This window comes from Rhodonellum psychrophilum GCM71 = DSM 17998, from assembly GCF_000381545.1.
Lineage (GTDB): Bacteria > Bacteroidota > Bacteroidia > Cytophagales > Cyclobacteriaceae > Rhodonellum > Rhodonellum psychrophilum.
In genome coordinates, this window is record NZ_KB906678.1 from 17369 (window position 1) to 29474 (window position 12106).

13 protein-coding genes are annotated in these 12106 nt (G+C 40.1%); 12 read left to right on the forward strand and 1 reads right to left on the reverse strand.

Annotated features, from left to right (window positions below):
- Positions 1-125: 125 nt before the first annotated feature.
- The 9 genes from F824_RS0110710 to F824_RS0110755 all read left to right on the forward strand — a co-directional run bounded on the left by F824_RS0110710 (position 126) and on the right by F824_RS0110755 (position 7192).
- Positions 126-470, forward strand: a complete 345-nt coding sequence (locus F824_RS0110710; RefSeq protein ID WP_019597887.1) for a PadR family transcriptional regulator — start codon at positions 126-128, stop codon at positions 468-470.
- Between the two features lie 24 nt (positions 471-494).
- Positions 495-740: a DUF433 domain-containing protein gene (locus F824_RS0110715; protein ID WP_019597888.1), complete on the forward strand. Its 246-nt coding sequence runs from the start codon at positions 495-497 to the stop codon at positions 738-740.
- The gene (locus tag F824_RS28180; protein WP_019597889.1) at positions 737-1084 is read left to right on the forward strand and encodes a DUF5615 family PIN-like protein; all 348 of its coding nucleotides are present in this window, start codon (positions 737-739) and stop codon (positions 1082-1084) included. The genes F824_RS0110715 and F824_RS28180 overlap by 4 nt, the downstream gene beginning before the upstream one ends.
- Before the next feature lie 47 nt (positions 1085-1131).
- The gene (locus F824_RS0110725; RefSeq protein ID WP_248691069.1) at positions 1132-1767 is read left to right on the forward strand and encodes a hypothetical protein; all 636 of its coding nucleotides are present in this window, start codon (positions 1132-1134) and stop codon (positions 1765-1767) included.
- The gene (locus F824_RS0110730) at positions 1764-2438 is read left to right on the forward strand and encodes a DUF1129 domain-containing protein (RefSeq protein ID WP_019597891.1); all 675 of its coding nucleotides are present in this window, start codon (positions 1764-1766) and stop codon (positions 2436-2438) included. The genes F824_RS0110725 and F824_RS0110730 overlap by 4 nt, the downstream gene beginning before the upstream one ends.
- The gene (locus F824_RS0110735; RefSeq protein WP_019597892.1) at positions 2435-3058 is read left to right on the forward strand and encodes a hypothetical protein; all 624 of its coding nucleotides are present in this window, start codon (positions 2435-2437) and stop codon (positions 3056-3058) included. Before F824_RS0110730 ends, F824_RS0110735 begins: the two co-directional genes overlap by 4 nt.
- A complete protein-coding gene (locus F824_RS0110740) occupies positions 3055-3759 on the forward strand; it encodes a hypothetical protein (RefSeq protein WP_019597893.1) in 705 nt (234 codons plus the stop codon). Before F824_RS0110735 ends, F824_RS0110740 begins: the two co-directional genes overlap by 4 nt.
- Positions 3760-4034: 275 nt before the next feature.
- Positions 4035-5837 (forward strand): translational GTPase TypA, encoded by a 1803-nt coding sequence (typA, locus tag F824_RS0110750; protein WP_019597895.1) that lies wholly within the window; start codon positions 4035-4037, stop codon positions 5835-5837.
- A gap of 461 nt (positions 5838-6298) precedes the next feature.
- On the forward strand, positions 6299-7192 hold the full coding sequence (locus F824_RS0110755) for a hypothetical protein (protein ID WP_019597896.1): 894 nt from the start codon (positions 6299-6301) through the stop codon (positions 7190-7192).
- Between the two features lie 152 nt (positions 7193-7344).
- Here the strand turns inward: F824_RS0110755 and F824_RS0110760 are convergent, their stop codons facing one another.
- Positions 7345-8799, reverse strand: coding sequence for an NADP-dependent isocitrate dehydrogenase (locus tag F824_RS0110760; protein WP_019597897.1), 1455 nt, complete (start codon positions 8797-8799; stop codon positions 7345-7347).
- A gap of 225 nt (positions 8800-9024) precedes the next feature.
- Here F824_RS0110760 and F824_RS0110765 point away from each other — a divergent pair, with 225 nt between their 5' ends.
- From F824_RS0110765 to dut, 3 genes are all read left to right on the forward strand, one after another.
- Positions 9025-9810 (forward strand): enoyl-CoA hydratase/isomerase family protein, encoded by a 786-nt coding sequence (locus F824_RS0110765; RefSeq protein ID WP_019597898.1) that lies wholly within the window; start codon positions 9025-9027, stop codon positions 9808-9810.
- 19 nt (positions 9811-9829) lie between these two features.
- Positions 9830-11353 carry a lipopolysaccharide biosynthesis protein gene (locus F824_RS0110770; protein ID WP_019597899.1) on the forward strand — a complete coding sequence of 508 codons (1524 nt, stop codon included), beginning with the start codon at positions 9830-9832 and terminating at the stop codon, positions 11351-11353.
- A gap of 163 nt (positions 11354-11516) precedes the next feature.
- Positions 11517-11951, forward strand: a complete 435-nt coding sequence (gene dut / locus F824_RS0110775; RefSeq protein ID WP_019597900.1) for a dUTP diphosphatase — start codon at positions 11517-11519, stop codon at positions 11949-11951.
- Positions 11952-12106: the final 155 nt, after the last annotated feature.

Below are 12106 nucleotides of genomic sequence, written 5' to 3' on the forward strand. Positions count from 1 at the left end.
AGCATTGGTTAAAACCCAATATGAAAGGGATACTTTTTTATAAGAGAAATTTAAAATTCATATACCCAAGTTTCTTATGTATATCATTTTTTATATATTTGAGTTACTGATGCATCAAAGAAGCCATGTCAAACAATAACCTGATCAAAGGCAGCCTGCAGACCATTATCCTCAAACTCCTGGAGGAGAATGAAAGAATGTACGGCTATGAAATCACCCAAAAGGTGAAGGAACTCACTGCCGGCGAAATCAAAATCACCGAAGGTGCCCTCTATCCTGCCCTGCACAAGCTGGAGGCGGAAGGGATGCTGAGCACCGAAATCCAGCAAGTGGACAATAGGGTCAGAAAGTACTACAGCCTAACAAAGGACGGGCAAAAGGAAGTCAGCGCAAAGATGTCTGAGCTGCAGGGTTTTGTCAACAATCTGCACAGGATACTGGATCCGGGGTGGAAACCGGGATTGGCTTAGGAAAAGTTCTACATAATTAAATTAATGAAAAAAATCATGGAAAACCTGATTAAAAGAATCACAATCGACCCAGAAATCGCACACGGAAAACCAACCATTAGGAATACGCGATACGCGGTGAGCTATATCCTTGAATACTTAGCAGGTGGTGATAGTATTGAAGATTTGTTGGAAGAATTCAAGGACCTAGAAAAAGAGGATGTTTTGGCTTGTCTTGCCTATGCAGCTCAGACTGTAAATTTCAAGGATTTTAGGGTTTCTGCAGCATGATATTCCTATTGGATGCAAATATCCCACCCTCACTCCAAGAGGACATCCTTGAGCATCAAGTGATACATGTACAATCTTTAACTGAAGGCACAGCTACGAAGGACAAAGAAATCAATGATTTTTCGTTCGAAAATGAATGTGTTTTGATTACAAAAGATACTGACTTTTACGACTCTTTTTTATTAACAGGCAAGCCTCCAAAATTAATATTGGTGAAACTCGGAAATGTAAGACTCAGAGAGTTAAGATCATATTTTAGAAAAAACTGGAAGCTTATAGAAGAGTTAATCCAAACACATCCGCTTTTAATTCTCACAAAAGACAGCATCAAGGTTACAGCATAATGCGCCCACTTACTGACATAGAAATAGAAAGAATCCAAAAAGTGATCATGACGAAGGAAATTTCCTCGGCAGAAATACTGATGGAGGTATATGACCATTATATCAGTCATTTACAGGAATTTTCGGAGGAGAAATTTGAAGAACAGCTTTTTGAACTGGAGCAGAAGTTCACTTACGCCTACTGTCATGTCTTGCAGGCAAAATTCAACAAACAAGCCAAGCAAGACATCAGCAAAACCCAATGGAGCGTGATTCGCAAATATTTTTGTTTCTCCAGATGGCTGTATTTGGCTGGGATATTGGCAGTCGTTTTTTTCATCAGCAGTCAAACAAGCAGTGATCGGGAATTGGGAATCATGATGTTTTCTCCCATGCTTTTATTGCTGATTTCCCTTATCGCGTTCCATTTTCAATCCTTCAAAAAACTTCGCCCCATCAAAAAGGCATTCAAGGGCAACGGAATCCCTATCCATTCTTCCTTAGCCTTGCCGATTTCTGAGCGGATGTATTTTACAATTTTCACGGTTCAGATGGTTTTTTATTTCCCAAAATTATGGGAGGATAATCTGCTGTTTGGCAACATCCTTCCTGCCCTAGCGGCAATGTTTACCGTCGTGATGGTGATCTATGTTTTGTCCCTACTGGAAGTTTGGAAAATCAAATCAAAAACGACACTGGTATGAGGAAATTGACAGAAACAGAACTCCAAGCCATCAAGTACCGGCTCGATAGTCTGAGCCTTTCCTATTTGGAAATCTACGATGAACTTCTGGATCATTATATCACAGCCTTGGAGCAGGTAAATTCTGAGGAATTTAAAACCAAAAAAGAGGCTTTGGATGAAGAATTTGCCTGGTCGGTGGTGAAGAAGATGGAGAAGGAATTGCTTAAAACAGCTTGGAGAGAAATCGGAATTGCATCCAAATCGAGCGATAAACTCTGGAATCTAGGGGTAAAGAAAATCGGGGTTTTGATCCTATCCCTTATAGTGTTGTCATTCACGTTTCATCTTTTTGGGCCTGATTATTTTTATGCCCTTGCTCTTGGCTCATTTGGTGGAATTATTTTCCTTATCTTATTTTTCAATAGAAAAAACCTGAATCTTACCTGGTCAATCGCTCCGGAAAAACATCGTCCAAAAAAAGTTCTGGCCACGGCCCTAATAAGTATTTCTGTTTTGGTCTTCAATCTGATACATTTTCTCGCGATTTTACTTCCCAAGATTCTGATCAATTCCCCCTACGAGGATTTTAGCGCTATCATTTACCTAGCGCTTGGTGCCGTGATATTCGCTTTTACTTGGACAATTTACAATACAATCAATCTCAAAAGCTTTAAACTGAACAAACAATGAAACTCAGCAAACTGCAGATTGAAGAAATTAACCTAGCCATTAAAACAAAAATATATTATTATGACATTCGATCAGAATTGGTAGACCATCTAGCATCCAGTATAGAACATGAAATTTCTGAAAATGATGATTCGTTTAAAATCACCTTAGAAAAAGCAATGGCAAACTTGGATCTGAACAAATCCCAAAGTCAAATATTGTTTTCCCAACACCTTTCTTCTATCAAAAATCTATTTATTGGTTGGCTTCTGCCTTCGCATATATGTTGGGTTTTGCTTGTGATTTGTGTATCATTCTTTTTGATCCAGATTGGAGTGATAGCACCCAACCAAACATATTTGTCTTTCAGTATTGTAATGTCGATTGTCATTACCGCACCTTTTCTTAATGGAATTTTCAAAAAGCAAATGCTTTATCACAGTGAATTTTTATCAAACATCAATAGCCTGTTTCTTATTTATGTATCGATGTCTTTTTTATTTGACTTAGCAATTGAAAATTTCAATCTTCCAAAGGAAATTTTCCTGCCAATATTGATAGGAATATTAAGTGGACAGATGCTTATTGGTATCAGGTTAATTAGCAAAACCTATAAAAAAATCAATCTTGCTTTCAAATGAAGTTAAGTAAACCACAAATCGACCAACTCAAAGCCCTGATCTCCAAAAAAGGATATCCAGAAATCGATGTGCAATATGAAATACTCGACCATGTAGCCTGTAAAGTGGAATCGATGCTGGACCACCATCCAAAACTTTCCATGGAGGATGCCTTCCAGAAAGTCCATTCAGAATTTGGGATTTTTGGATTCAGTGATTTGGAGCTTTCATACAAAAAAACAATCGATAAAAGGCTGAGAAACTATTTCCTGAAAGAACTTAAGAAAAAAATCTTGAGTGCGGGGATTTTGATTCCCATGGCTTTGACCTTTGTTTTTATCCAAAGTGCTTATGTACAGGAAACATCTATCTCTTTCGGGTATGGAGCTCTCGTGCTGGTGGGATTTGTTTTCATGATATCAGTTATCTTTTGGTGGTATTTTGCCTTTGGCAAGGATTTCAAGAAATACAAAAACTATGCTTCATGGAAAGGAAACCAAGGGATATTGATGTTCGCATATGTTCCCCTACAATTCATGTTTCAGGGATATAGGTACATCGGAACCTTCAATTTGCTGCATCCATTTGCTTTGGGGTTCTGGCAGATCTTTATAATTCTATTGGTTTTATTAAGCTTTACCATTCTGAACATTCTTCCGGCTGTTCTCAAAAGAGCTTTGGATGACACCAAAAAATTGGAACAGCTCTACAGTTTGGTCTAAAAGTCTTTTATTTAAAAGGTTTTTAGAGAAGCAAAAACCAATGGCAAAACCAAAAATCTTGCCTCGACATTGTATAGGAAATGAATGCTTAATTTCCCGATTTCGTCCACCAAAAAGACCCATTTATTTTTTAAACTTAAAAAAATCGGGAAGCTCTTTTTTGAAACAGATCCCCCTTTTTCTCCTTACAATATTATCTTTTGATTGCTAACTTGATGTGACAAAGGATAATTCCGAATTTTATTCTTACATTTGCACCTCAATTTAACATCATCATGCAAAGTATTCGGAATATCGCGATTATCGCACACGTTGACCACGGTAAGACCACCTTGGTGGATAAAATCATTCACGTTTCTAAAATCTTCCGTGAAAACCAACAGTTTGAAGATTTAATCCTGGACAGCAATGACTTGGAAAGAGAAAGGGGTATTACCATTCTTTCCAAAAACGTTTCAGTAAGATATAAAGGCACCAAAATCAACATTATTGACACCCCTGGTCACGCCGATTTCGGTGGTGAAGTGGAGCGTGTATTGAAAATGGCCGATGGTGTAATCCTATTGGTCGATGCTTTCGAAGGTCCTATGCCACAAACCCGTTTCGTATTGGGTAAGGCACTTGCACTTGGTCTTCGACCAATCGTAATCGTCAATAAAGTAGATAAGCCAAACTGTCGTCCAGACGAAGTTTACGAATCGGTATTCGATTTGATGTTCAACTTGGACGCTACCGAAGAGCAATTGGATTTCCAAACGCTTTACGGTTCGGCAAAGGAAAATTGGATGGGTCCAGATTGGAAAAATCCTACGGATTCCATCATCCCACTTTTAGATGCCATTGTTGAGCATATCCCTGCACCAGTGATCGAAGAAGGAACTCTTCAAATGCAAATCACCTCTTTGGATTATTCCAATTTCGTAGGCCGTATTGCCATCGGAAGGGTAAAAAGAGGAACAATCAAAGAAGGATCTCAATTGTCACTTTGCAAAGCTGATGGCGTCATCAAAAAAGTGAAAGTGAAAGAACTTCATGTTTTTGAAGGACTTGGAAAAGTAAGAGTGCCTGAAGTTGGAGCTGGTGACATCTGTGCTGTAACCGGTATTGAAGATTTCGAAATCGGTGATACACTTGCTGACTTGGAAAACCCTGAAGCATTGAAAAGAATTTCGATCGATGAGCCAACGATGAACATGCTCTTCACTATCAATAACTCTCCATTTTTTGGTAAAGAAGGTAAGTTTGTTACTTCCCGTCACCTGAGAGACAGACTTTTCAAGGAAATGGAAAAAAACCTTGCCTTGAGAGTTGAAACTACAGACAACGAAGATAAATTCTTGGTGTTTGGCCGTGGTATCCTTCACTTGTCGGTTTTGATCGAAACCATGAGAAGAGAAGGTTATGAATTGCAAGTGGGTCAACCGCAGGTGATTTTCAAAGAAATAGACGGAGTCAAAAACGAACCAATCGAAACCTTGGTTGTAGATGTACCGGATTCAAGCGCTGGTAAAGTGATTGAATTGGCGACACAAAGAAAAGGTGAACTTTTGATCATGGAACCAAAAGGTGACATGCAGCATTTGGAATTCAAAATCCCTTCAAGAGGTTTGATCGGTTTGAGAAACAACGTGCTTACCGCCACGCAAGGTGAAGCGATCATGAACCATAGATTCACTGCTTATGAGCCTTTCAAAGGTCCTATCCCAAGCAGAAGTAATGGTTCTTTGATTTCTATGGATAGCGGTCCTTGTACTGCTTATGCCATTGACAAGCTTCAGGACAGAGGATCTTTCTTTATCGAGCCAGGAGACGAACTTTATGGAGGACAGGTAATCGGTGAAAATTCCAGGGACAGTGATATCGTCGTCAATGTTCAAAAAGGAAAAAAACTGACCAACATGCGTGCATCAGGATCTGATGACAACGTAAAAATCACTCCTGCCAAGAAATTCTCTTTGGAAGAAGGAATGGAATATATCCAGAAGGATGAATACCTTGAAATTACGCCAAAAAGTATCAGGATGAGAAAAATCTACCTGGATGAAGGTGAAAGAGGTAGAATGGCCAAAAAGGACTAATACTAAATTTCATGAATGTCTTTTCGGAGGCATTGATTTATAAAAACTCCCCTCAAGTAAATTGAGGGGAGTTTTTTTGCTTCCGGCCAACTCTAGATTGTTCGCTTCCCGCGAGCTAGCCCATCAGACACCCTTCCTTTCGGTATCAAAATATTCTGAGAAAGCAAATCAATCCCTCTTCCACCCGTTTTATACATAATCAATTCTACACCAACCTAAAGTCACCTAATAATCAGTTGCTTGTCTCCTGTTTTTGATCTCCCCATATTGGACCATACATTACTCCCCAAATAGACTGATTTTCATGTCGTTACCTCCCCATGAGTAAGTCTCATGCATATATCGGGTTCAACCAATCGGGGAACTTAGAGAATTCCATTAATTTCTATGGTTTTTTTGTTAGTTAATTTTCTATTGTTAAATTACCGAACGATTAAGTAAGTAAAAAAAAACAGCATAAAATGAAAAAAGCAATTCTAGTAGCAATTTGTATTTTGTTTACGACAACCATTTTTGCCCAACAGGCTTTGGATAAAATTTTTCTTAAGGACGAAATCAGGATGGTGGTGATAGAAGAGGTCGGTATCAATACGATCAAATACAGACATAAAGATGAAGCCACTTCCTATATCATCAGCAAGCATCAAGTCGACAAAATTGAATTTTCGAGTGGTCGTGAAGAAGTTTTCGAATCTCCATTCAAACCAGTCAAATCCCTTGAAGATTCCGAAAAAGTGTACATCTCCTATATTCCGCAAGATGTGGAAGGCTTGAAGGCAATGGGTGATGTCTTTTCCAAGGCCACTGGCGTAACGGCGCTTGCAAGCATCAACAATGTGAAAAACAGGGCTGTTAGGAAAATAAAGATTGAGGCGGCCATGTTGGGTGCAAATGTGATCCTGATCGGAGACACCTTTCAGAGAGGCAACCAATATGGAAATGAAAACATCCCTTCCAACGCAACCATGACCACCCTTTCCGGAATCGCCTACAGCACAGAAAAAACCGATTTCACATCACTTAAAGAAAAACTTGAAAACAACAGATTTCAGTATTTTCAATCGGCAAAGCTCAACAGAAATGCTTGGGATGTGAATTTACAATATCCAGAAACACACAATGCAAAGGGAGAATTAATTTTGGTTGATTTTGAAAATGTGGTCATTCGAGACGGGGGATTGTATGTACAAACCAAAGGAATTAGGACAAAAGGAAACGAACTGAAAGTGGTCAATTCCAATGAGGAAATGGTCGTATTGATGGAACGTGACGGAAAAACCATTTACAACTACACCTTGTTTTCTGAAAAAGACCCTAAAGTTGCAATGGCCATCAAAATCGCAAATTCAAAGTAAATGACCGGGATTAAACATTCATTTCAAATATCCATTGTCATAATACAGAAAAATTGGTTTATTGAAATCAAATAAACCTCCTCTCAGGGAGAGCAACAAAAAAACCGGACATCTCTGCCCGGTTTTTTTTTATCAATTTTCAATTATATACCTTATTCCCCTTGTGTCAAGGAATATGCACGTACACCATCAAATGCATAAAGCTGCTCGGTTTTGATAAAATCAAAGCCTAACTTCTCAACCTGGGAAAGCAAATCCAAGATATCTCGATGCGAAACTACGGATTGATCCGCGGTTTGGAACCTGCATCTCCAATGATCGGTACAAAAAGTCTCTCTCATTCCTCCTGGGAACACCTTCACTCCCCTATTGGTGATCAACTGGAGGGTCAATCCGTTCGCATTGATTTCCCTTAGTTTTTCCCCGATTGTATTTGGGTCTCTATCCCCTTCTTTCCAATCAACGAAAACATCCACACCGATCAAAGTTTTCTTAACAGGAACTGCCGGCTTCAATTTTATCTGCATCGGAGTCGTGTCGGATTTGTCAAAATGCGCAGGAACCATATGGATCGGGCTTTGGCCCAGTCTTTCGATCACTGCCTGTGCAAATTCCTGCGTCCCCACTTTTTTGGACGACAGGCCTTCCTGAAAAATATCCCCGGTGTGAATGCCATCTTCCAAGGTCCTCATCCAAGCATTTGAGATTTTTTCAGCCACCTCTGGCTGTCCGATATGGACGAGCATCATGATGGCGCCATTGAGCAATCCGGATGGATTGGCCATATCCATGCCCGCGATGTCGGGTGCAGATCCATGAATTGCTTCAAACATCGCCACTTCCTCACCGACATTTGCGGATCCTCCAAGACCTACAGATCCCGTCACTTGAGCAGCCACGTCGGATATAATGTCACCGTATAGATTTAGCGTTACGATTACATCAAAAGTATCCGGTCTCTCTGCAATCAATGCTGTCCCGATATCAATGATCTTATGATCCGTCTGAATCGTTGGGTATTCTTTTGCGATTTCATCAAAAACCTTGTGAAACAAGCCATCAGCCAACTTCATGATATTGTCTTTGGTCATGCAGGTTACTTTCTTCCGACCGTATTTTTTGGCATACTCAAAAGCATACCGTACGATTTTTTCTGACCCTGGGCGGGAGATCAATTTAAGACATTGAAAAACTTCATCTGTTTGTCTGTGTTCGATTCCTGCATAGAGATCTTCCTCATTTTCCCTGATGATGACCAAATCGGTTTTAGGGTAATGGGTTTTGATATAGGGTGAATAGGCTTTGCAAGGCCTGACATTGGCAAAAAGACCGAAGGAAGTTCGGGTGGTTACATTCAAACTTTTGAATCCACCTCCTTGGGGAGTGGTGATGGGTGACTTTAAAAACACCTTGGTTTCTTTGAGCGATTCGAATGCGCCAGGTTCCATCCCAGAGCTTATTCCTTTAAGATATACTTGTTCGCCAATTTCAATAACATCGATATCGATCTGAGCATCAGCCGCATGTAGAATATTAAGAGTGGCTTTCATGATTTCGGGACCGATCCCGTCTCCATAAGCCACGGTGATTTTTCTTTTTAATGACATGTATATTTCAGATTTGGATAAAACTTAGTTTTGTTACAAAAATAAGGAAATTTGATTGACGGCAGGAGTAAACCTATTATAAATTAGCAACATCTCTGAACTTTTGTATGACAGGAAAAATAAAAACCACTTTGCTTTTCCCCTAACCTATTGGATTTTTCTAAGAAATCCTTTGGGATTGGATCTCTGAATGGTATATTTGATTTTTAATACTGTTCAATAAATATGTCCGAATCAAAAAATATTCTCTGTGAAAATAAAGGTGGTATCCTTTACCTTACCATCAATCGGGAATCCAAGCTCAATGCACTCAATGCAGCCACACTTGAAGAACTCCGGAACATTTTTAATGAGGTGGTTGACAACAAAGAAATCAAGGCTGTAATTATAACGGGGTCTGGTGAAAAAGCTTTCATCGCTGGGGCAGATATCAGCGAGATCGCAAAACTCAATGAACTGAATGCCAGAAAATTTGCTGAAAACGGTCAGGAAATTTTTAGCCTGATTGAGAATTGCCAAAAACCAACCATTGCGGTTGTCAACGGTTTTGCCTTGGGCGGAGGTTGTGAGCTGGCGATGGCCTGCCACATGAGAATCGCTGTTGCCAATGCGAAATTTGGTCAACCTGAAGTCAATCTTGGAATTATTCCTGGCTATGGTGGTACACAAAGGCTTACTTATCTCGTCGGTAGAGGAAAAGCCAATGAACTCATGATGACCGGAGACATGATCGGTGCAGATGAAGCAAAAGCACTGGGATTGGTCAACCATGTCTTGCCAACAAAAGATGAGGCAATGGAGAAGGCTGAAGATATCATGAAAAAAATCATGTCCAAAGCACCCTTGGCCATCGGAATGATTGTGGATTGTGTCAATTCGGTGTTCATCGCCGAAGAAAACGGTTATCAGACGGAAGCCAACAGTTTTGCAAGGTGTGTTAAATCGGGGGATTACAAAGAAGGTACTTCTGCTTTCTTGGAAAAAAGAAAACCGGTTTTCAAAGGGGAATAGTACCCTTTGATTTTTTGAAATGAGTCAACTCAAAAAACTTGCAGGACAGACGGCGGTCTACGGAATCAGCAGCATTCTGGGCAAAACCATTAATTTTTTATTGCTGCCACTGTATATTGTTTATTTGGACAAGGAGGCACTAGGCTCATTCACCAACTTCTATGCATTTATCGCTTTTCTGAATATTGTTTTCACCTATGGCATGGAGACTGCCTTTTTTCGGTTTTCTACTGGAAAAGGGTTGGATCCAAAAAAAGTCTATGGCCAAGTCCAGTCCTTATTAATGACGACTTCTCTTGTCTTGGGCGCATTGATCTACTTCAGCGCGCCACAATTGAGTATTTGGCTGGGCTATGAAGGACAGGAATTCCTGTTTAGATGGATGGCTTGGATATTGGCCATTGATGCAGTGTTGGCCATTCCCTACGCAAAACTCAGGGTAGAGAACAAGTCCCTCACATTTGCACTGTCAAAACTTGGCAATATCCTGTTCAATATAGGGTTCAATATTTTCTTCATCGCCATCTGCTTCCACATCTGGAAGGGTGAATTTCTCACGGAATTACGGCCTTTGGTAATTGGTTTTTACAATCCAGAATGGGGATTTGAGTACATCCTGCTTTCCAATCTAATTGCCAATGCCCTCATGATCCCAATCCTTTTTTATTTTGGGGGGAAATTCAAATTGGGATTTGACAAGAAATTCATAGCCCCGATGTGGCAATACGCCATCCCCCTTTTCTTCATGGGACTTGCGGGTGTGACCAATGAGGTTTTTTCAAGATGGCTTTTCGAATACGTTATCCCCGAAAATTTCTATCCCGGGCTTACACCAAGGGAGGCCGGGGGTATATTTGGTGCCAATTTTAGACTTGCCATCTTCATGAGTTTGATCATTCAGGCATTCAAATTTGCTGCTGAGCCCTTTTTCTTCAACCAATCAACCGAAAAAAACAGCCCTGAACTCTTTGCTCGAGTAATGCATGCCTTTGTGATTTTCTGCTGCACCTTGATGATTGTCGTCTCGGTCAATCTCGACATCATAGGAAAACTGATCCTGATCAAAGCCGATTATATCGAAGCCATGGTGATGGTCCCAGTTTTACTTTTGGGATATTTATTCCTCGGCATCTATTTTAATCTCAGCATCTGGTTTAAATTGACCGATCAGACCAAGTACAGTTTTTACATCACTTTGGTAGGTGCAATTGTCACCATTCTGGTAATCTTCACTTTGGTGCCACTCATTGGCTATATGGGTGGAGCCTTAAGCACCTTGGCCTGCTATCTGACCATGTCAGCGATTTGCTATTTTTATGGGCAGAAATATTTCTTTATCCCATACCAAACTGGGAAGAGCCTTTTTTACCTTGCGTTGGCATTTGGACTAAGCTATGGCGGTTTTTTTCTGGAGGTAGATCAGGTGGTATTACAATTTTTAGGAAGAAATATACTGGTCTTAATATTTGTTCTCGTAGTTTTGTTGATTGAAAAAGAGGAAATCAAAAAGCTTTTGGCAAGACAAAAACCAAAAAGACTGTAAATCAGATTCTGAACAATTCAAGTATACAACAGTATCTAAAAATCCGGAATCAAATAGCTACCGCTTTCCTAAAATTTGATCGGCCGCTTAGATTTTGTTCCAAAATCATAAAAAAGCCATTTGAAATCTTGGCTATCCAAACTTTACACAAGGTATCCCGTCCATGAAAGTCAAAGTCATCAACCATTCCAAGCACCCTCTTCCCGAATATCAAACGCCACTTTCCGCAGGGATGGACTTAAGGGCCAACCTTGAGGAATCCATTCCATTGGAACCACTGGAAAGAAAATTGGTGAACACTGGATTGTTTCTGGAATTGGTGCCAGGTTTTGAAGCCCAAATTCGACCTAGGAGTGGCTTGGCCTTCAAACACGGCTTGACGGTCCTAAACTCTCCAGGTACCATCGATGCGGATTATAGAGGGGAAATTAAAGTCCTTCTTGTCAATCTTTCCAATGAAACCTTTCTGATCAATGATGGGGAAAGAATTGCCCAGATGATCATTGCCAAACACGAACGAATAGAATGGGAAACCTCTTCTATATTATCGGAAACAGAGCGGGGATCGGGTGGATACGGGAGTACCGGTAAGGAATAAATTCAAATCTTTTTGAATTCCCTTGCACATTATTTCCATTCCTATCGTTTATCCAATTTGATAAGCTGCCTTTACAATAAAAGGCATTAAGTTTGCGTGGAATTGGGTTACCACAAACAGAAAAGGTACCAAAGCGTACTTTCGATTAAGAAAAT